Origin of the sequence: Thiolinea disciformis DSM 14473 (genome assembly GCF_000371925.1) — a bacterium.
GTDB classification, from domain to species: Bacteria; Pseudomonadota; Gammaproteobacteria; order Thiotrichales; family Thiotrichaceae; genus Thiolinea; species Thiolinea disciformis.
In genome coordinates, this window is sequence record NZ_AQVE01000002.1 from 238,206 (window position 1) to 259,718 (window position 21,513).

The 21,513-nt window shown below is 45.1% G+C and carries 19 protein-coding genes; 9 read left to right on the top strand and 10 right to left on the bottom strand.

The features are described from left to right. Nucleotides 1-2 precede the first annotated feature (2 nt). From hpaE to A3IE_RS0102705, 3 genes are read right to left on the bottom strand one after another with little or no spacing between them, the layout of a single operon-like run. A complete protein-coding gene (gene hpaE / locus A3IE_RS0102695; RefSeq protein WP_020394045.1) occupies nt 3-1,457 on the bottom strand; it encodes a 5-carboxymethyl-2-hydroxymuconate semialdehyde dehydrogenase in 1,455 nt (484 codons plus the stop codon). Further along, nucleotides 1,458-2,234, bottom strand: coding sequence for a fumarylacetoacetate hydrolase family protein (locus tag A3IE_RS22665; protein WP_020394046.1), 777 nt, complete (start codon nt 2,232-2,234; stop codon nt 1,458-1,460). Next, nucleotides 2,231-2,884 (bottom strand): fumarylacetoacetate hydrolase family protein, encoded by a 654-nt coding sequence (locus A3IE_RS0102705; protein ID WP_020394047.1) that lies wholly within the window; start codon nt 2,882-2,884, stop codon nt 2,231-2,233. The genes A3IE_RS22665 and A3IE_RS0102705 overlap by 4 nt, the downstream gene beginning before the upstream one ends. A gap of 123 nt (nt 2,885-3,007) precedes the next feature. Between A3IE_RS0102705 and hpaR the strand changes: the two genes are divergently transcribed. Continuing rightward, nucleotides 3,008-3,505, top strand: a complete 498-nt coding sequence (hpaR, locus tag A3IE_RS0102710; protein WP_020394048.1) for a homoprotocatechuate degradation operon regulator HpaR — start codon at nt 3,008-3,010, stop codon at nt 3,503-3,505. A gap of 50 nt (nt 3,506-3,555) precedes the next feature. Here hpaR and mscL read toward each other — a convergent pair whose 3' ends face one another. The 5 genes from mscL to A3IE_RS21585 all read right to left on the bottom strand — a co-directional run bounded on the left by mscL (nt 3,556) and on the right by A3IE_RS21585 (nt 8,967). Next, nucleotides 3,556-3,954 carry a large-conductance mechanosensitive channel protein MscL gene (gene mscL / locus A3IE_RS0102715; RefSeq protein ID WP_020394049.1) on the bottom strand — a complete coding sequence of 133 codons (399 nt, stop codon included), beginning with the start codon at nt 3,952-3,954 and terminating at the stop codon, nt 3,556-3,558. Between the two features lie 140 nt (nt 3,955-4,094). Continuing rightward, nucleotides 4,095-7,421 (bottom strand): DEAD/DEAH box helicase, encoded by a 3,327-nt coding sequence (locus A3IE_RS0102720; protein ID WP_020394050.1) that lies wholly within the window; start codon nt 7,419-7,421, stop codon nt 4,095-4,097. 366 nt (nt 7,422-7,787) lie between these two features. Continuing rightward, nucleotides 7,788-7,934: an IS3 family transposase gene (locus A3IE_RS23365; protein ID WP_157832824.1), complete on the bottom strand. Its 147-nt coding sequence runs from the start codon at nt 7,932-7,934 to the stop codon at nt 7,788-7,790. A 127-nt stretch (nt 7,935-8,061) separates the two neighbouring features. Continuing rightward, nucleotides 8,062-8,277, bottom strand: a complete 216-nt coding sequence (locus A3IE_RS21580) for a transposase (RefSeq protein ID WP_020394051.1) — start codon at nt 8,275-8,277, stop codon at nt 8,062-8,064. Nucleotides 8,278-8,496: 219 nt separating this feature from the next. Beyond that, the gene (locus tag A3IE_RS21585) at nt 8,497-8,967 is read right to left on the bottom strand and encodes a Uma2 family endonuclease (RefSeq protein WP_245539168.1); all 471 of its coding nucleotides are present in this window, start codon (nt 8,965-8,967) and stop codon (nt 8,497-8,499) included. Between the two features lie 400 nt (nt 8,968-9,367). Here A3IE_RS21585 and A3IE_RS0102735 point away from each other — a divergent pair, with 400 nt between their 5' ends. The 4 genes from A3IE_RS0102735 to A3IE_RS0102750 all read left to right on the top strand — a co-directional run bounded on the left by A3IE_RS0102735 (nt 9,368) and on the right by A3IE_RS0102750 (nt 15,718). Then, nucleotides 9,368-10,834 (top strand): circularly permuted type 2 ATP-grasp protein, encoded by a 1,467-nt coding sequence (locus A3IE_RS0102735; protein ID WP_020394052.1) that lies wholly within the window; start codon nt 9,368-9,370, stop codon nt 10,832-10,834. Continuing rightward, nucleotides 10,831-11,826 (top strand): alpha-E domain-containing protein, encoded by a 996-nt coding sequence (locus A3IE_RS19725; protein WP_020394053.1) that lies wholly within the window; start codon nt 10,831-10,833, stop codon nt 11,824-11,826. Before A3IE_RS0102735 ends, A3IE_RS19725 begins: the two co-directional genes overlap by 4 nt. Before the next feature lie 37 nt (nt 11,827-11,863). After that, nucleotides 11,864-15,166 (top strand): transglutaminase family protein, encoded by a 3,303-nt coding sequence (locus A3IE_RS0102745; RefSeq protein WP_020394054.1) that lies wholly within the window; start codon nt 11,864-11,866, stop codon nt 15,164-15,166. 99 nt (nt 15,167-15,265) lie between these two features. Continuing rightward, nucleotides 15,266-15,718 carry a hypothetical protein gene (locus tag A3IE_RS0102750; protein ID WP_020394055.1) on the top strand — a complete coding sequence of 151 codons (453 nt, stop codon included), beginning with the start codon at nt 15,266-15,268 and terminating at the stop codon, nt 15,716-15,718. Nucleotides 15,719-15,730: 12 nt separating this feature from the next. Here A3IE_RS0102750 and A3IE_RS0102755 read toward each other — a convergent pair whose 3' ends face one another. Next, the gene (locus A3IE_RS0102755; protein ID WP_020394056.1) at nt 15,731-17,557 is read right to left on the bottom strand and encodes an ABC transporter ATP-binding protein; all 1,827 of its coding nucleotides are present in this window, start codon (nt 17,555-17,557) and stop codon (nt 15,731-15,733) included. A 219-nt stretch (nt 17,558-17,776) separates the two neighbouring features. Here A3IE_RS0102755 and A3IE_RS0102760 point away from each other — a divergent pair, with 219 nt between their 5' ends. The 4 genes from A3IE_RS0102760 (at nt 17,777) to udk (ending at nt 21,047) form a co-directional block, all read left to right on the top strand. Continuing rightward, complete coding sequence (locus A3IE_RS0102760; RefSeq protein WP_020394057.1) at nt 17,777-18,901, top strand: acyltransferase family protein; 1,125 nt, start codon at nt 17,777-17,779, stop codon at nt 18,899-18,901. 56 nt (nt 18,902-18,957) lie between these two features. Then, entirely contained in the window at nt 18,958-19,494 is a 537-nt protein-coding gene (locus tag A3IE_RS19730; RefSeq protein ID WP_020394058.1) for a hypothetical protein, read from the top strand. A 62-nt stretch (nt 19,495-19,556) separates the two neighbouring features. After that, entirely contained in the window at nt 19,557-20,387 is an 831-nt protein-coding gene (locus A3IE_RS0102770) for an SGNH hydrolase domain-containing protein (RefSeq protein WP_157832825.1), read from the top strand. Nucleotides 20,388-20,399: 12 nt separating this feature from the next. Continuing rightward, entirely contained in the window at nt 20,400-21,047 is a 648-nt protein-coding gene (gene udk, locus A3IE_RS0102775) for a uridine kinase (RefSeq protein ID WP_020394060.1), read from the top strand. Nucleotides 21,048-21,116: 69 nt separating this feature from the next. Here udk and A3IE_RS0102780 read toward each other — a convergent pair whose 3' ends face one another. Next, entirely contained in the window at nt 21,117-21,395 is a 279-nt protein-coding gene (locus tag A3IE_RS0102780) for a hypothetical protein (protein WP_020394061.1), read from the bottom strand. Nucleotides 21,396-21,513 lie beyond the last annotated feature (118 nt).

Consider the following 21,513-nt stretch of genomic DNA (forward strand, 5'->3'; position numbering starts at 1 on the left):
CCTCACGCGCCCCAACGAGGAATGTGGTGATGTCCCAAGGAAATACACACGTTTTTTGGCTCAGTGAAAACTTCATAGCTCCAGTGCCCCCCTTCGCGACCTGTGCCAGAAGCTTTTGTGCCACCAAAGGGTTGGCGTAAATCGCGCACATTTTGGCTATTCACAAACACCATACCTGCTTCCAAGCCACGTGCCATGCGCAAAGCACGCCCAGTACTTTCAGTCCACACATAAGATGACAAACCATAGTCGGTGTCATTGGCGATTTGTAGGGCGTGAGCTTCGTCCTTAAATGGAATAATGCAAGCGACCGGGCCGAAAATTTCGTCTTGCGCGATTTTCATTCGATTATCTACATCCGCAAATACTGTGGCTTCGACCCAATGACCGTTTTTAAATTTATCTGGCAAAGTGGGCACGCCACCACCTGTGACTAAGCGTGCGCCTTCACGAATGCCCGTTTCAATATAGCCAGTGACTTTTTTCCAGTGATCGCGACTAATCAAAGGGCCAATAATCGTTTGGGGATCATGAGGATCACCCACTCGCAGCTTTTTCGCACGTTCTGCAAAGTGTTCCACGAACTGATCATAAATCGTTTCTTGGACTAAGATGCGTGAACCAGCGGTGCAGCGTTGTCCATTATTAGAAAAAATCATGAAGATAGCAGAGTCTAAAGCGCGTTCTTGATCAGCATCAGCGAAAATAATATTCGGGGATTTGCCACCTAATTCCATTGAGAATTTTTTCAAGCCAGCACGCTGCATGATTAAATTGCCGGTCATGGTGCTGCCGGTAAAGGAAACTGCACGCACATCTTTGTGGCGCACCAAGGCATCACCAGCCGTATTGCCAAAGCCATGTACTACATTGAACACCCCTTTAGGAATACCTGCCTCTAAGGCTAATTTGCCCAAATAATCAGCGGTTAGCGGGGATAATTCCGACATTTTTAACACGGCGGTATTACCCAAAGCAAGCGCGGGTGCGGTTTTCCAAGTAGCGGTCATGAATGGCACATTCCACGGTGAAATGAGTGCGCAGACACCGACTGGTTGGAAAAGCGTGTAGTTAAGGTGTTGGTCATCCGATTGATAGCAGTCACCATCCATACGCACGCATTGTTCGGCAAAGAAATTGAAATTATGCGAGGCGCGTGGAATGAGGGCTTTGGCTGTTTGCCCAATGACCTGACCACAATCATCGGTTTCGAGTTTAGCGATTTCGGGGACATGCTGATCGATTAACTCACCCAAACGGCGCATTAATTTGGCGCGCTCTGCGGCAGGTTTATTGGCCCATGCTGGAAAAGCTTGTTTGGCAGCAGCAACCGCAGCCTTGACTTCTTCCTGACCGCCAGACGCTACTTCATCCAGCACTGCATTAGTAGCAGGATTCAGCGTTTCGAAGGTTTGGGCACTTTCAATAAATTCGCCATTAATCAAATGTTTAATCATTTATGTATTACCTATACGGTGCTGTCCAAACCAAGTCACATCATCCACGATGGTATTGACTAAACGCCCAATTTTTTCAATTTCGGTGACCACTTCATCGCCTACTTTTACATCCGCAAGACCTTCCGGTGTGCCGGTAAGAATGATGTCACCCACATTTAAAGTCATGAATTCGGATAAATAAGCAATTAAATAGGGAATATCGAAAATCATGTCGCGTGTCGTACCACTTTGTGTTTGTTGCCCATTAACAAAACTTGCTAATTTCAAATCCATCGGATTCGGAATATCCTGCGCTTCGACCAACCAAGGGCCTAAAGGGGTGCAGGCATCACGGTTTTTCACACGCAAATTGGGGCGGTAGTAGTTTTCCAAATAATCACGAATCGCATAATCATTCGCGACGGTATAACCCTGCACATAGTGATAAGCATCTTCAGATTTAATGTGTTTGCCTTTGCGTCCAATCACGACCGCTAACTCGCACTCATAGTGCATGAACGTTGCATCGGCAGGGCGACGGGTAAGCGCGCGATGGCCGACAAAGGTATTAGCACCTTTTAAAAAAATCAGCGGTTTTTCAGGGGCTTTAAAAGATAGTTCGGCTGCATGATCGGCGTAATTTAAACCTAAGGCGAATACGGTTTGCGGCTCTACAGGGGGCAACCACATCACTTCGCTTTCATTTACTAAACGTCCATCTGGCAGTTGAACTTGGCCTTCTTTCTCCGTCACGGTGTGGATGGAAGCATTCCATACAATACGCCCGTATTTCATGCGGCGGCCTCCACCTTAAAATGCAAGGACTCAAGCCCTTCAATGCTAATCTGTACGTTATCACCGCTTTGTGCCTGTGGCGCGCGATAAGGCACACCGATAAGTAATACATCACCTCGGTTTAAGGTAATAAATTCGCTGATATCTTGGAGAAGTTGCGGGATTGAGCGCAGTGCATCACTTATCGAGCGTGTTGACACTATTTGATCGTTAATTAGAGTGTGAAGCGATAAGGGCATTAAATGCTGCACTTCAGACCATGGGCTTAGGTGTGTAGCCATTGGGCAGGCGCCATCGAAACATTTTTCACGGATGGCGGGGCGATAGTAACTGTCATGCGGCAAACTTAAATCCGCAACGCTCATCACGCCAGAGATATGCTCCAAAGCCTGCGCAGCGTTGACGCGACTTGCCGGTTTGCCAATCACTAAACCTAAGCTAGCACCGACTTCCACGCTATGCTCGCCCTTCGGTAGGGTGATACTTGATCCTGAGTCGACGAAAGTATTACGCGGTTTAATATAAAGCACAGGCGCTTTAGGTGGTGTTTGGTAGGGTGCTTGTGCAAATTGCGACGCTAAAAGCGCTAAGGAGTGTTGGTCATTCAGAATGACACCATAAACGCTTCCCAGTGGTGGGCGAGCCATCATCGTGCCATACTCCTCTGTGATTGCTAATATGTTAGTGAATATAGTTGCTAATAGATGAGCTTGTCAATGATTTGGACTGGCTTAAACTAGCGCAATTGATTTAGAGGCTTGGATAGGCAAGGCATGACGCAAAAAATCCCCCAACGTAATTTACCGTTACTGTTGTTACAGGCGCGCGAAGTTTTTATGCCACACTTTCGTCCGATTCTGAATTATGCGGGCTTAACCGAGCAGCAATGGCGCATTTTGCGCGTTTTGCACGAAATTGGAGCGCTGGAGCCACGTCAGATTTGTGAGCACTGTATGATTTATAGCTCGAGCCTAGCTGGTATTTTAAAGCGTATGGAGGAGTTGACTCTGATTACGCGTTATCCCGTAGAACAAGACAAGCGCCGTATGTTGATTGATCTGACTGAGAAAAGCCGAGCCTTAATTACCGAAGTAACGCCCTTAATTATTGAGCAGTACCATTATGTGCGCGAAGCCTTTGGCGTTGCGTTGGTGGATCAACTTTATGATAGTCTGGATGCGTTAATTGCACAGCAAGAGCGAAGTGTGAAACGGGTTTCCTTGCCGCAGTTTAAAGCCTTATCTGACCAAGAAGAGGGGAGTCATTCATAATCTCAACCCTTCCGTAGGGTTGGACGGGTTGAGATTTTATACCAAGCGGCTTAGTGTTTTTGTTGTGCTAACAAATCACGAATTTGAGTGAGCAATTCTTCTTGTGAGGGGCCAGCAGGAGCGGCTTCTTCTTTCTTGCGCGATACTTTATTAAGGCCTTTAATGAGTAAGAAAATGGCAAAGGCGATAATAATAAAATTCACCATGGTTTGAATAAAAGAACCGTAATTAATGGTGACAGCAGGCTGGCCTTCTAGAATGGCGGGTAGATTAAACTTTAATCCTGAAAAATCTACACCCCCCATCAACCATCCAATAGGAGGCATGATGACATCTTTCACTAAAGAATCCACAATCTTACCGAAGGCGCCACCAATCACGACACCGACTGCTAAGTCGATTACATTGCCACGCATCGCAAATTCTTTAAATTCTTTAAAAAAGCTCATGAAACAGTAACTCCATAGTGTTGTTAAAAATATCCATATTTTGGATAGCATTGTGTGTCGCAGCGAAGCGCTGCTAGGTTTAAACGCGCAAGCGAAATACTTTAAGTTAGCACAATCCTAGTATTTAGTAGGCGTTTTACTCAAAAAGTGTCTAAAGGTTTTAATAAATCCAAGAGCTCGGCTTGACCAAAGGCTAAGCCAGCTTCTGTATCGTGGTAGAGTCCATCTGCTAATGCTTGTTTGCGATGTTGTAGATGCAGAATTTTTTCCTCAACCGTTTCTTCAGTGAGAAGTTTATACACGAAAACCGGCTTATCTTGCCCAATACGATAGGCGCGGTCGGTTGCTTGTTGTTCTACAGCCGGATTCCACCAAGGATCATAATGGATTACGGTATCCGCTGCGGTGAGATTCAATCCCGTGCCACCCGCTTTTAAACTAATCAAGAATACTTGCGCAGGGCCTTGTTGGAAGGCATCAATCGCTTCCTCGCGATGACGTGTTTGCCCTGTGAGTTTACTAAAGCTAATATTGTTAGCGATCAACTCGTTTTCAATTAAAGCGAGCATCGAAGTAAATTGCGAGAAGATTAAAACTTTACGTCCTTCTTCTAATAATTCATCTAACATGTCCATTAATAATTCAAGCTTGGCTGAACCATTAATTTGCTTAGTGTGTTCGAGTTTTAATAGGCGGGGATCACAGCAAACTTGACGTAATTTTAATAAAGCATCCAGAATCATAATATGGCTGCGTGCAAAACCTTTCTGGCTAATTTCTTCACGCACTTTAGCGTCCATGGCGAGTCGCACGGTTTCATATAAATCACGCTGTTCACCACTTAAGGCTACTGTACGAATGATTTCTGTTTTAGGTGGTAATTCATGGGCAACCTTTTCTTTTGTACGGCGCAGCATAAAAGGCTGCATCCGGCGGCGCAAGACCTGTTGGCGCTCGTGATCGCCTTGGCGCTCAATGGGTACGCGGAATAAACGCCCGAAACGGTCATGTGTGCCTAAGAAGCCAGGCATTAAAAAGTGGAACATCGACCACAATTCACCCAAATGATTTTCCATCGGTGTGCCGGTTAAACAAAGTCGGTGTGTTGATTGAATTTCGTAAATGACTTGGGTAGTTTTAGCCTTGGCATTTTTAATCGCTTGTGCTTCATCAAGGATTAAATAATAGAATTGCTGACCACGATATAAGGCTTCGTCGCGTAATATGAGTGGGTAGGTGGTTAGGACTAAATCATAATCTTTAAGTTGCTCGAAGGCCTGATGGCGTTCTGTACCATGTAAAGTGAGTACTTTTAATTCAGGCGTGAATTTTTCCGTTTCGCGTCGCCAATTACTCATTAAGCTAGTGGGTGCTATGACTAAACTCGGTAATAGGGCGCGGCTTGATTTCTTTTCGACTAATAAATGTGCCAATGCTTGTAGCGTTTTGCCCAAGCCCATGTCATCGGCTAATACGCCATTGAATTGAAATTCGCGCAGGAATTGCAACCAATTTAAACCTTCATGCTGGTAAGGGCGGAGTTCTGCCTTTAAACCTAAAGGTAGTTCAACGGTTTTAATGCCTTTGAAATCAGCTAGCTTATTAGCGAGAATTTTGAATTCTGTAGCGCCTTTCCATTGTAAACGTGGGTCGTTGAGTAATTCGCTAAGATTCGCGCCATGAAAACGGCTTAATACTAAATTGCCATCGGCATTCAGGGCTTGTTTGTCATACAATTCAATGAGGTTATCGAGTACCTGCAAAATGCGTTGCGCATCTAGTTTAATCCAGCGCTGATCTTCTAAAGGTACTAAAAGGCTACCCTGCGCTAACAATAATTCGCGTAATTCTTGCGGATTGTGTAGGTGCGCTAGCATTTCAACCAAAATCGGCAACAGGTTAATGCGTTTGCCATCAACCAGAAAACCTAGACTCAGCTCAAACCAGTCTTGGCCTTGGGCTTGTAGTTCTGCTTCCCAATCATCAGCTTCGGTGAAGTCCAAGCTGAAACTGGGTGCTTGATCTATCTGCCAACCTGAGGTTTTTAAGTGCTCTAAGCCTTCTTCTAAAAAATGATTCCAGCGTAAGGCTCCGAGGGCGCTGTGATCAGCAGGCATAATCCATTCACTGTATTGATGGGCTAGGGCTGGCTCGAAACCAAAGCTACTTAAGCGCTCTAAGATCGTTTGTTCTTGATCTGTTTGGCGATGAATGCGATAGCGAATTTGATCTTGGCGTTTTAGATGAAGATTTTTGCTAGGGTCAGGTGCGAGTACATGCTCACCATAGTGCAGCTCAAGATGAAGATGATGTTGTGTATTGGCCTGCTCTTGGGTGCTATAGAGTTGTAAATGTGGAATCGGTTCGTCCACATCAATATCGTGGGTTTCTGGATTGAGGCGCGTATCAGGCAAAGGCATGTCGGCATCCGGCAGAATTTCCAATAGACCACGGCTTACTTGCTCAGCCTCGGCACTGGGAATGGGTGGTGCCGCCAGTAGCTTAATCATTTGTAGTGGTGTCAAGGGTTCATGGCTGAGTGGGCCACATTCACCCCGCAAGGTATCCACATAATATAAGCGCTCTAGCCAAAAGAAATCTTGCGCAGGAGGCAGGATCTGCAATTTGATATGGCTGATTTTTTTGCGTTCTTCCCAAACGATTTGGGCGTTACGTTCGGGGGCAAGTTTCAGGGCTTGAAGCTCAGGTTTTTGCCAGAAGACCCGCCCCGTTTGCAGTAATAATTTCAGCGCTAATTCGCCTAGTGCGCCTTTCAGATAAAGGCGTTGTTGGTTTTGGGTATAAGTGCTGGTATGGGGAATTACCAACTGCGCAATATCAACATCTAGCTCAGTGTAGCGAAAAGGATGATTTTTCCAGCTATACAATAAATCTTCAAATTGAACTAAGTAGCCTTGCCCATACCCCCCACGTTTTAGGCGATTCGCTTTACGTACTTGAACGGGCACACGATTGTCACGCTTTAGGGTTTGATCCAATAAATAGATGAGATCCATACGTCCTACCTCAGGATCATCCCCATCCTCGGACAGATGTTTTTTAGGCTCAGGCGTATTCAGATCAGCAAGCCATAGTTGCAAAGCACTGGGTTCCGCAAGCTTAGGCAGGGTTGATTTGGGTGAGACTTTGATTTGTTGGCGCACGTATTGTAGTACTGTCGCCATACCATGTTTACATTGTGCACCCACAGGACAACTACAATGACTTAAGATACGATGGTGATTTAAGTCGAGTTGAACTTCGGTATTGTATTTTGCATTGCCAAGTACGATAGACGAAAGTGCCACTTCACTAAGGCTTGGAAAGCTACTCTGTAGCTCCATCACACGCCCTGCTTCAAAGTAGTAAGTGCCCCGCTGGATAGTGGTTGCGTCAAAACTTACTAGCACCATTTCTGGTGGAAATCCGTTGTGGCGTAAGGCCCGAATATATTCTTGTTTTAGCATATTAGCGACGGATTGTTCTTACATAGCCCCAAAACGCACAATGTTCCCATTCAAAGCCTGCTGACGCAAGTTTAAAGATGTTATGACGCAGACAAGGCGCAATAGGTTTTATCTAAATTGCACACCGAATAACTAGGATCTCATTCTGAAAGATATGTCGATTTTTATGCAGAGAGATAAATTCGGGCTTGGCTCAGGCTCTGGTGCCTTTAAAAAGTGTACTTCGTGGAATCAATAAGTTGTGTCATTTCTTCGGTTTTGATATGCCAAATTAATCAATCGCTTACACTAAATGGTAACAGAGCCTAGAGCCATAAAGTTCTGAGCCTTCTTATCAAAACGGGCAAAGTGTTCTGGTCAAGTGATTTAGGACACATTTTTAAGAGTCATTGGTTCAAAGGTCACGGGCGCTAAATCGCCATTAGCGGTGTGTAAGCGTTGATGGTTGTAATAACGGATATACGCTGCTAACGATGTCCGCCAGGCATAATAGACACTAAGGCTGACACCCACTACACGACAGGCTAATCGAGTGGGGTAAGCCTTCGGTAACTGCTTAATAAAACGATACTTTAGTTCATTTCTCGCGCCAAGAAGGCGCTCACCTTTTTTAGGGTCTCTTCCTCCCTCTGAAGTTGTTTCACTTCACGGCGAAACGTAACAATTCGCTATGCTCTTCTGGGTTTAATAGGCCATTCACACTACCCGTCTGCGTATACTGCTGCTTCCAACGTTGCAGATTTTTGACACTCGTGCCCACCGCTTCGGCGGCCTGCATCATGCCATAGCTTTGCTCCGTGACTAATAACACCGCTGCTTTCTTAAAGGCTTCATCATACTGGCGTTTCTGCTTCATCCTAGTCTCCTAGATTTCATCAGTACTGATCATAAAACACCTCTTAACAGAGTGTCCGTTTTTAGTAGACCAGAACACCTAGTTCAGTCACTCCTTTCAAGCGATTGCCCTGGTTTTTATGTTAAGCCAACCTCTTTACGCACGCGGCGGTAAATTGGTTCTACGGCTAGAGATAGCTCTACTGATTCCAACGTTAAAGTGTCGCCTGCATAATAATATTCAGCTTTCCAGTTGGTATGGCGACGATAGAGCTGCACATGTGGTGTGTCTTGCGACACAATGAGATATTCGCGCAAACTTAGGAATAAGGGTGTAATTGGCGAGTTTTTCACCCAAGTCTGTGCGTTGAGTGGCGGGTGATAAGACTTCAACTAGCAAGATCGCTTGCTCACGATAATAAGCATTGTCAGTATCTTTTTCACAGCTCACCATCAGATCAGGATAATACGCAAACTGTTTGTCCTGCTGTTTAATCAGTACTTTCATATCGGAAATAAACACGTGGCAAGGTGGTTCAGTTTTCGAATGTAATGCCGCAAATAATTCACCGGCAATAATATTATGTGTCGCACTTGCACCACTCATGGCATAAATTTGCCCATCCACATACTCATGGCGTGTTGGTGCATCTTGTTCGCCTTGTAAATAATCAGCAAAAATAGTGAATTCGTATTTCAATGCGTGGGGCATGGCGCAGGTCTCCTGTTTTATTGTGATTATAGCGATTAATCATGCTGGTTTTGGGGCGTGCGGGAAATAGGCATGAAATTTCCTAATCTATCAAAGATAATGCGATTGTCCTATAAGCTAAGTCTAATTTCTAGGCGAATCGCACTGCAATTGCTTGAAAAATTTAACAAATAAGTGCTAGCAATGCTTGAGAATTGATGTCAGAGTTGCTTCAATTTGTTGCTTAGTGTTTTGATAAAAAGGCTTATAATTTTTTAAAAATTAAGGCTGATCATAAAGATGCTTGACGTTTTATCTAAGTCCGTCGGTTAAGTATCAAAATCATTATAATTTTCGCTAATACCAAACATAGGCATGGAACTTGCTTGAGAGTTCAGGATATTAATCGGGTGGATATGATATGAAAGAGCAATGGAGTCAATACGATCCGGGTCAGTTATATGATGAGCTAATCGCGGCACGTCAGCAGATTCGAGGCCATAGTCAAAAGCTGATTGGCTATTTGCAAGGGCTAAGTCCGGATGAGTTTCACCATCGTGTGACTGAGTCGGAAATGGTCATTCGTGAGATGGGCATTACTTTTACGGTGTACAGTGATGCAGGCAATATTGATCGCGCTTGGCCCTTCGATCTTATTCCCCGTGTGATTGCTGGCACAGAATGGGCGCGCACTGAAGCAGGGCTAAAACAACGAATTCGCGCACTAAATATGTTCATTCAGGACGTCTACAATGAACAGCGTGCGCTAAAAGATGGCGTAATTCCGCGCGATGTAGTGATGCAGTCCAAAGGTTATCGCGAAGCTTGTGTCGGGATGACGCCCCCGCATGGGGTTTGGGCGAATATTTGTGGCTCCGATTTAGTGCGACATAGCGATGGTGTGATGTATGTATTAGAAGATAATCTGCGTGTACCCTCAGGCGTGGCTTATATGCTTGAAAACCGTCGTGTCATTAAGCGTGTTCTACCCGAAATTTTCAATCTCTTGCCGATCAGCCCCGTCAGTGTTTATCCGGCTCAATTATATGAAATGCTCGCCTCTTTGCGCCCCGATTTAGAGCAGCCAACCATCGCATTATTAACACCTGGTATTTATAACTCGGCCTATTTTGAGCACGCTTACTTAGCCCAACAAGCAGGTTTAGTGTTATTGGAGGGGGCGGATTTGGCGGTGGGTGCGGATGGTTATGTGTATATGAAAACCATTCAAGGGCCTGAACGCGTGGATGTGATTTATCGCCGTATTGATGATGATTTTATTGACCCTGAAGTATTTCGAAAAGATTCGATGTTAGGTATTCCCGGGATTATGCGGGCGTGGCGTGAGGGCAAAGTGGCGATTGCGAATGCGCCAGGTTGTGGTGTGGCAGATGATAAAGTCATTTACGCTTATGTGCCTGATTTTATTCGCTATTATCTGGGTGAAGAACCTTCCTTGCCGAATGTGCCGACTTGGGTTTGCCGCAAACCTGATGATATGGCCTATGTACTTGAGCATTTAGCCGAATTGGTGGTGAAGCCAGCTAATGAATCCGGTGGTTATGGCATGTTGGTAGGGCCACACTCTAGTGCAGATAAAGTGGAAGAATTCCGTCAATTAATTCAAGAAAATCCTAATAATTATATTGCACAACCGACCTTGAGTTTGTCAGTCAATCCAACGATTTGTGATGGCAATATTGAACCACGCCATTTAGATTTGCGCCCTTTTATTCTCAGTGGCAAAGATATTTATGTTACCCCAGGTGGTTTAACACGGGTAGCGATGCGTAAAGGTTCGCTAGTCGTTAATTCATCCCAAGGTGGCGGTAGTAAGGATACGTGGATTGTCGATGACAACACATTGAATGGGGGTGTCGCTGTATGATGTTATCACGAGTTGCCGATAGACTTTATTGGATGGCGCGTTATTTAGAGCGTACCGAAAATACAGCGCGTTTAATTAATGTACATAGCTCTTTATTGATGGATTTACCGGAAAGCATGGAGATTGATTGGTACACCCTAATCAAGATTTTTAATGCTGAAGAAACGTTTAGTAAACATCATAAAGTCATGGATGAAATCAATGTCATGCAATTTATGATTGCAGATCGCGATAATATGTCCTCGATTATGACATCATTCTCTGGTCTTCGAGAAAATGTACGGACTTCCTTAGATTTATTACCGGATGAGGCTTGGGAGCAGGTTAATCAAACCTATATTAAATTACAGGCTAGTTTATCAACCTTAAATAGTCGACATAGCCGTCAAGCTTTATTACGCAATGTGATGTCTGGTTGCCAGCGGATTCGCGGTGTATTAGATAGTCATATGAGCCGCGACCATGCTTATGATTTCATGCAAATCGGTAAGCATATGGAACGCACCGATATGACCAGCCGTACTTTAGAAATGACCGCTTTATTATTATCAGATGCCAGAAGTGAAGCGCTGCGCCGCTATGACAGTATTGTCTGGTCAGGTTTGTTATCAGCTTTGGGTGCGCGACAAATGTATTTGCGCCATAAAAATTCGCGCATTGAAGGCAGTGAAGTAATGGATTTCTTGGTCTGCGACCGCATTTTTCCACGTTCCTTAACCTATTCTTTAGCGCATATTGATCAATATTTAGCACGCCTGCCTGAGCCAGAAGCGGTTCGTACCATCAGTATGCGCTTATTGGAGCAGTTTGAAGAACAAGATATTCGCGCGATTCCAGTCAATGAAATTGCTTCATTCATGGATAGTCTACAAGCTGAACTGACAACGCTACATAATAAAATTGGTAAGCAATGGTTTTATCCAGACTTGGATATTTCACAATATCGTCAGGAAAAACCCGTAGGGCAAAAGCAAAGCCAAGTCCAATACTAATTTTATTTGCTATTTCTAGCGAGAGGCTGCTAACTACATGAGTATTCATGTCGCTTTGAACCATAAAACGGTTTATAAATTTGACCGTTTTGTAAATATTTTTCCGCATGTGATCCGTCTACGTCCTGCAGCGCATTCACGCACACCCATTCATGCCTATTCCTTAAAAATTGGTGCAAGCGATTATTTTATTAATTGGCAGCAAGACGCTTTTGGTAATTATTTAGCGCGCCTAGTATTTCCAGAGCGCTTAAAAGAGCTCAGTATTGAGGTCGAATTAATTGCAGAAATGGTTTCCATTAATCCTTTCGATTTTTTCGTCGAGGATTATGCGGAAAAGTATCCCTTTGAATACAAACCGATTTTAAAACAAGAATTAGCTCCTTACTTAGAAATTATCGAATCAGGGCCTTTACTACAAGCGTGGTTAAAGGGTATTAATCGGAGCACTCAGCATATCAATGATTTTTTGGTGGGGCTGAATCAAAGGCTACAACAGTATATCGCTTATAATATTCGTATGGAGCCGGGGGTGCAAAGTTGCGAAGAAACCTTGTCGATTCGGCGCGGTTCTTGCCGTGATACAGCTTGGTTGTTAGTGCAGATTTTACGACACCTAGGTTTGGCGGCACGCTTTGTATCTGGCTATTTAATTCAGTTAACGGCAGATCAAAAATCCTTGGATGGCCCCAGTGGTCCTGAAGCAGATTTCACCGATTTACACGCATGGACGGAAGTATATGTGCCGGGTGCTGGCTGGATTGGCCTTGATCCGACCTCTGGTTTATTCGCCAGCGAAGGGCATATTCCCTTGGCCTGTACCCCTAATCCTGGGAGTGCGGCGCCGGTGGAGGGTGCGACAGGGATTTGTGAGGTTGAATTTTTCCACAGCAATTCAGTCACGCGGATTCACGAAGATCCACGGGTTACCAAACCTTATAATGATGATCAGTGGCAGGCAGTGTTAGCACTGGGCGAGCAGGTTGAAAACGAGCTGCAAGCCGGTGATGTGCGTTTAACCATGGGGGGTGAGCCAACATTTGTGTCGATTGACGATATGGAGTCGGCACAATGGAATACAGCAGCCCTAGGGGAGCACAAACGCGAACGCGCGAACGTGTTACTGAAACATATGCAGGCGCATTTTGCTCAAGGCAGTGTTTTGCAATATGGACAGGGCAAATGGTATCCGGGCGAACCTTTTCCGCGTTGGGCATTAGGTTGTTATTGGCGCCCTGATGGTGTGCCCGTATGGCGCAATCCCCACTATTTGGCGGAGGATGGGCGCAATTATGGCTTTAAAGCGGAACAGGCTGAGTGTTTCACTAAACTTTTATGCAGCAAATTAGGGATTGAAACACAGTATATTAAAGCAGGTTACGAAGACCGTTTATATTATTTGTGGAAAGAGGCTAATCAGCCACCCAATGTCGATTGGTTGACGCTAGATTTGCGCGATACAAAGCATCGTAATGATTTGGTACTGGCTTTGCAGCGTGGTTTGGATACACCCACGGGTTTTGCCTTACCCTTAAGCTGGGATGATTATCGTGGCTGGGTGGGCACACCTTGGGAATTTCGGCGTGAGCAGATGTATCTGATTCCGGGCAATTCACCCATGGGTTATCGCTTGCCCTTGGATTCACTGCCATGGGTGATGGAGGAAGACCGCGAGTTGGAGGTCGAACCTGATCCTTTTGCGGAACATGAGGACTTACCAGATTTTGGTACAACGAATTGGCATTATCGTGAACGTTATTCTTTAAACACGTCTATAGCTGCTCAAGGCCAAACCTTGAGCAGTATGCAGAAAACGTCAAATAAAGTATTTCGTGATATTCCGCGTACAGCGATTTGCATTGAAGCACGGGATGGACGCTTGCACGTATTTTTGCCACCACTCAAAGTATTGGAGCATTATTTAGATTTGATCGAGTCCTTGGAACAAACGGCATCGGAATTAGAAATGCCCATTGTGATTGAGGGCTATGATCCGCCACACGATCCACGTTTGAAATCCTTCAAGATTACCCCTGATCCTGGGGTGATTGAGGTGAATATTCATCCGGCTTCGAATTGGCAGACCATCGTTGAAAATACCGAAGTTTTATACGAATTAGCCCGTATTTCACGCTTGGGTACGGAAAAATTCATGCTCGATGGCCGCCATACCGGCACGGGTGGTGGTAATCATGTAACGATGGGTGCCGCAAAACCGATTGATAGTCCATTCTTGCGTTGTCCAGATTTGTTACGCAGTTTAATCACCTATTGGCAGCATCACCCCGGGCTTTCTTATCTATTTTCGGGCATGTTTATTGGCCCTACTAGCCAAGCACCACGGGTGGATGAAGCGCGCAATGAAAGCTTGTATGAGTTGGAAATTGCCTTCCAGCAAATGCCCAAAGGAAAGAATGATCAGCCTTGGTTAGTAGATCGTTTGCTGCGTAATTTGTTGGTGGATATCACTGGTAATACCCATCGTTCCGAATTCTGTATTGATAAAATGTATTCGCCTGACTCTGCCAGTGGGCGTCAAGGTTTATTGGAGTTCCGTGCCTTTGAAATGCCGCCTCATGCGCGTATGTCTTTGGTTCAAATGCTTTTATTGCGTACCTTGGTCGCTCGATTCTGGAAACAACCCTATCAGCACCGCTTAGTGCGGTGGGGAACTGAACTACACGACCGTTTCATGCTGCCCCATTATGTGGAGCAGGATATGAAGGAAGTGTGCGAAGAACTACAAGCAGCGGGTTATGCGTTTGATCCAAGCTGGTTAGAGCCGTTCCAAGAATTTCGTTTTCCCGTCTATGGGCGTGTGCAGCGTCGCGGTTTGGAGCTAGAGTTACGTGCGGCTTTAGAGCCTTGGAATATCTTGGGCGAGGAAATGAGTAGCACGGGAACAGCACGTTATGTGGATTCCTCGGTAGAGCGCTTACAGGTTAAAGTGCGTGGCTTAACCGATTCGCGTTATGTGATTACCTGCAATGGCCGCACGGTGCCATTACATCCGACAGGCAAACAAGGTGAATATGTAGCAGGTGTACGTTACCGCGCATGGCAACCACCATCAGCTTTACACCCTACCATTGGCGTACACTCACCGCTGATTTTCGACATTGTGGACACATGGAATAATCGTTCCTTAGGTGGCTGTTCTTATCATGTGGTGCATCCGGGTGGGCGCAGTTATGAAGCCTTCCCTGTGAATGCCTTTGAGGCGGAAGGGCGACGTATTTCACGTTTCCGTGTGATTGAACATACGCCAGGGGTAGTGAAAGCAGAACCAGCCGAAGTCAATGCGGATTATCCTTATACTTTGGATTTGCGCCGGTGTTGATCCTGATCAAGCAAAGCGTGAGTTATCTCGCTTTGCGCCGTATTCATGGCTATTATTAATGTGGCTTCGATTTTAAATAGAGGATGGTAACACATTAATATGACTTCTATTAGCAAGCTCAGCAAAGACAGAGTTTCGCTCATCACTTTGTTTATATGGGTGCTTGTTCTAAGCAGTTGTACTAATCCAGTAGATAAAGGACATGAGTTGACAGTTAAAAGAATAGCGATGCCCCAAGATATTAATAATCCAAAGGTAGAGCTACTGGGTGGAGTTGGGGTTGTTGGTGAGTTAGTGGTAATGCGAGGGGATTTAGCTGATAGAAAAATTCTCACAAACTCTCATATTGTTACTATTAACAAGCAGCGTTATTCTATCGGGGCACTGAAAACTATCGCAAACGATTTTAATCAAAGTTATAAATTAGGAAAAAATGAAGTTTTTACAACAGATTTAAAGATAAGCCCTTGGGGCAGTAGTAATAATTACATAGTAAATAAATTTGAGGCATTTGTGATTGAAAAATATCCGCAAGGACTTTTAGTTTATTAGAACATATGTTGGTTAGTGATTTAGCTCATCGCTTCCCGCATACAATTTTCGATAGAAACCATCGTGGCGCATAAGGTCTTGATGGCTACCTTGTTCGCTAATTGTGCCCCCTTCAAACACCAAAATTTTATCGGCTTGGCGAATCGCACTCAGGCGATGGGCAATGATTAAAGTAGTGCGTTGACGCAAAAAGTGATTTAAGGCTTCATGGAGTTTGTATTCGGTCTCCATGTCCAGTGCGGACGTGGCTTCGTCCAAAATCACGACCTGTGGATTCGAAAGCACCATGCGGGCAATCGCTAAGCGTTGACGTTGTCCGCCGGATAAACGTACCCCATTGCGTCCAATTTGCGTATCCAAGCCCTCAGCTAAATCGCGAATCACATCCTCTAATTGCGCAATCTTCAAGGCTTGCCATAGCGCATCATCATTTGCCTCGCGCCCTAAGCTAAGATTGGCACGCACCGTGTCGTTAAATAGGGCAGGTTGCTGTAATACGGTGGCAACATGTTCGCGTACTACCTCTAAGCCAATCTCAGTAACGGGGACATCATTGAAATAAATCTGACCTTGCTGCGGCTGGTATAAGCCCAATAAGACTTGGACAAAGGTTGATTTACCACCACCACTGGCGCCTACTAAAGCCACTTTCTGTCCGGCTGGAATAGATAAATTCACATCACGCAGCACCGGTGATTTATCGCCATAGGCAAAAGTAATATGTTCGGCACGCACACTGACCGTATGTTGATCTTTGAATGGGTTTTTTAACGGCGGATAGACGGGCTCGACTTTCATGGCCAATAATTCATTAATCCGCTTCAAAGCGGCATTCGCACCATAATAGCCGTATTGGATATTTAGGATTTCTTGGACTGGCGCCATCATGAACCATAAATAGCTGAATACCGCGAACATTTCGCCGATCTGCAAATCAGAAAACACCACCATTAACATGCTGACTGCGCGAAACACGTCAAAGCCCACGATGAAGATAGTAAAGGATAAACGATTACCTGCATCACTGCGCCACGTATATTGAGCCGCATTTGTTTTCACCGCTTCGGCATGTTGGGTCACCAAACCAAAAAAGCTAGCAGCACGGTTACTAGCACGTACTTGTTGAATAGCATCCAAGGTTTCAGTCAAGGCTTGTTGGAATAATTCAAAGGCGGCATTTTCTTTCTTTTTCAGTTCTTTTACGTATTTGCCCAGCTTCATGGTGAGTAAGACCACGAAAGGGTTCAAAATCAGAATGAAAAGTGCTAATTGCCAATGCAGCCACAGTAATACGGCTGTGACGCCAAGCAGGGTGATGATGGAAACAATAAAGCGACTAATCGTGGTCGATAAAAAAGTATCAATCGTTTCTACATCCACCACTAAACGCGAACTCACTGAGCCACTCCCCAAGGTCTCATATTCGGACAGCGCAATAGTCTGCAAATGTTCCAGTAGGCGCTTGCGAATGGTGAAGGTGATATCTTTACTAATGAGCGTAAATTCGCGTGTCTGCCAGACCGCAAATACCAGCCATAAGAAACGCAGCAAAATCGTCACCACTGTCGCAGCAATGACATACAACATGGCGCCATGCCAAGTCGCCGGAAAGACCTGATTCATAAACTGCGTCAGCGTGCCAGACTTATGCAGCAAAACCTCATCCACCAATAAAGGAATGAAAAGCGGAATCGGGACACTGATCAGTGCCGCCACAATGGCCACGCTATTGGCGCGAATCAATAGGCCTCGGTGTTGTTGGATATGCTGTGCAATATCAGACCAAGTGTAGCGGGTCGTTTTGACTGTACTCATGCGTGTATTTGCCGTGTTTGTCATCGTTTCTGTTTGGGCAAAAATGAAAATTGTAGTGGATTTTGGAAGCAAATGTGAGCGCAATACAGCGCTAGTCCTAAGGCTTAGCACTGGAAAAAACTAGGCTAGGCGAAGTAATAGCAAATTCATGGGCTTTTATGCCTACACAATTACCCGCTTAAAGTTTTGATCAAGCGGTGCTTCATGCTTTAATCCCCCCTCTATTCAACGAGGGTTACTAGGATGCAGTACCGTAAGGAAATCGATGGATTGAGGGCGCTGGCGGTTTTGCCGGTCATTTTTTACCATGCTGGCTGGCAGACTTTTCAGGGTGGCTTTGTTGGTGTGGATATTTTCTTTGTCATTAGTGGTTTTTTAATCACACAAATCATTGTGAGTGATTGGCAAGCTGGGAATTATAGTCTGATTCATTTCTATGAAAGACGTGTGCGGAGAATTTTGCCTGCTTTGTTTTTTATGCTGTTGGTGTGTTTGCCATTTGCTCTGTGGGTACTTTTGCCGCATGAATTAATGGCCTTTGCACGTAGTGTGATTGCTGTCATTTTATTTGTGTCGAATCTACTTTTTTGGAAGGAAAGCAATTACTTTTCGCCGGATGCTGAAGTATTACCTTTACTGCATACTTGGAGCTTGGCCGTCGAAGAGCAGTTCTATGTGTTGTATCCGCTTTTGCTCATTGTACTCTTAAAAAACTCACGTAAGTTAATGGGTCTGGTGCTGATGGGCTTAGCGCTAGCTAGCCTATTTTTAAGTGAGTATTTATGGCGTGCTGCACCCGAGGCGAATTTCTTTCTCTTGCCCTCACGTGCGTGGGAATTACTGGTAGGCGCTTTGGCGGCTTTATATGGTGCACAGGTTGCTCATCATACGGGCTTATTTAAAGAGCTAGCCGCTGCTTTAGGTTTAGTATTGATAGCGCTCGGCATCTTTTTTATTCATGATGATTTACCGTTTCCTAGTGTATACAGCTTGATCCCGACTTTGGGCGCGGCCTTGATTCTGTTGTGGGCTGATCAACACACCTATGTGGGTCGCTGGTTGTCACTGAAGCCTTGGGTGGGAGTTGGATTGATTTCCTACAGTGCTTATTTGTGGCACCAACCGTTATTTGCTTTAACACGCTTATGGTTGGCTGATGAACCGAATCAATGGCTTATGCTGGGTTTAATAGGCCTAACTTTAAGTTTGGCCTATATGAGTTGGCGTTTTGTTGAACGTCCATTTCGTGAAAAGGGACGCTTTACGCGTCGCCAAGTCTTTAGTTTTGCATGCTTAGCTGCTCTTGCTTTTGTAAGCATTGCAACCATACTCCTGTATAGCAAAGGTTTACCTGCACGTTTTTCGTGAACTGGCTAATTTTTTGCATAGTTAAAAAAACCTAAACCAGCGGTGGAGTGTCATAAATGGAAACAGATCAACTTATTCAAGAAATTGCCAAACGCTATCAATTGAGCGAAGGCGCAGTAAAAAACCTAATGCAAGCCTTGCAGCAAGGCTCAGGCACTATGGCGCAGTTTAATCATCCTGAACTCGGTGGCATGGGACAATGGAGTCGGGGTGGCATGATTATGATTGGCGATATGTTCAATAATGATTTAAAAGCGCGTGTGAATGGTGCTTTGACTGATTTAGCCAAGGCGAATGAACAGGGTGCGTTTAAAAGTACTGAGCCTAGTGCAAGCAGTAGTACTTATTCGAGCCAGTGGTGGCCGGCTGAATTAGGTGTGCCGAGTTCAGCGGGTGCCCAAAACGATATGCGTTATGCCATTTTTCCAGCCAAACAGCGTTTGGCGATTCAACACGCTGGGACGATCAAAATTTATGACACTAAAGATCATCAGATTCATGGTGTTTCCCAGCAGCAAGGTTCTACGTATTCGCTGAGCTTTACCAGCCAACTGGGTCAAGTGAAATTAGAAGAACTGCCTTTAGTACAGTAATGCGTTTAGAGGCGTAATGCGTTACAGTAACTGTCATAAATCAAAAGTGAGATAGGGCAGTTATGAAAGGAATCAGCATAAAGCAGGCAGTATTGGGCTGTCTGCTATCGATATGGATGGTGTTACCCGTACAAGCGAATGATGATCTGCGCGCCGCATTACTCAAAGACGCGGATACAGAAGCTGGAGGTGAGTATGTGCGCGCCGAGTTTCTTAAAGCGGTTAAAAAACCATTTGATAGCAAGGATGCGCGTAAAAAAGTACTGTTAGTCGGTGATAGTCATGCACAGGATTTATTTAATGCCTTGCGCGAAAATGAGCATTTAAAAAATTATCAATTGAGTGTGCGCTATATCCCCACCCGTTGCCAAATGTACCTAGGCAATGAAGATGTCTCAGCGTTTATTAAGCCTAGTGATGCCAGCATGTGCAGTAGCTCGGATAATCTTAGTCAAGCGAAACAGCAAATTGAGCAAGCGGACATCGTATTTTTGGCCGCTAGTTGGCAAACTTGGTCGGCAGAACGTTTGCCAGAAACGCTTAATAATCTTAACTTGCGCCCCGAACAAAAGCTGTTAGTACTGGGCAGAAAAAGTTTTGGTAAAATCAACGCTCGCAGTTATTTGCGCCAATCGGAAGCGGAATGGGCGAATTTGCGTAATCCGATTGATGAGCAACAGGCGGTGATTAATGCCAGTTTGCGTAAAGTGCTAGGTGCACAAGTGTTTGTGGATATTCACGAGATATTATGCGGTCAAGGTACAACTTGCCCCATTTTTACCCCAGATTTGCGTTTGATTTCGTTTGATGGTGGGCACTTTACGCCAGCAGGTGCTAAATACGCCGGAAAACTATTATTTGAGCGTGAGCCATTGCGCAGTGCGCTGCCTTAACGGAGGGCGGTGATGACAAAATCAGTGTTTATTGGCGTTTGCGGCGGCAGTGGCAGCGGCAAGAGTTATCTTGCGCGTGCACTTGCTGAGTCCTTTATGCCAGGTGTAGCAACCACTATTGGTTTGGATGCTTATTACTGGCCTAAGGAAAAAGTACCGGAACAGATTCGGGGAAATTATGATCACCCTGATGCTTTGGAAGGCCAGTTAATCGCTGAGCATCTAAAGTTATGGCGCAAAGGTGACATTGTTTATATGCCGCAATATGATTTTGCTCGTCACGACCGTCATCCTGATACAGTAACGCTGGCCGCTACGCCCGTGATGATTATTGATAGTTTTCTGCTATTTTCTTTGCCAATGGTGGTCGAGCAACTGAGTTTTGCGGTGTTTGTGGATGCCCCTGCCGATGTACGTTTAGCACGACGTCTGGCACGCGATGTGCGTGAGCGTGGGCGCAGCGTGGATGATATTTTAGAGCATTATTTTGCAACCGTGCGCCCCATGCACGAACAATTTGTTGAACCACATAAGAATACTGCCGATTTGGTGGTGTGTAGTACCCAGCCGCTTGAACATGAATTAGCACAAGTGCTACCCGCCGTATTGGAACGTTTTCCGGTACTTGAAAAACGCTTAAAGCCTAAAACAGCCGTTTAGGCTCATACCTAAAATAGGGGAGCTTAGCCGATGTGACGCGCTGGTACATCAGCTTAGTGCCTAATCGTATTAATAGTGACGTGGATAACGCCCAGGGCGATTACAGCTACGGCCACCACAAGCATAATGATAGGGGCGAGGGTGGTAACCGCCATAGGTATAACCATAACTATTCACATGCCCGATACTCGCATGGCCATGTCCCCCTAAAGGAATCGTCGTTCCAACCGTTACGCTGGCGAAACTGTGTGGATCGCCATGTCCATGATGGGTTGGAACACAGCCTGCTAGCAGTAAAAAGCTACCGATTAATGCTAATCCCGCTAAAGATTTGGATGATTTCATCATCTAGCCTCATTTATTAACGTTGAACGATGAACAGATAACACGTTAGACGTGGAGAAGATGAGGAAAGTTTCGTGGAAAAGATAAACGAGTGAGATTAAAGAAGAATCTCCCCAAGACG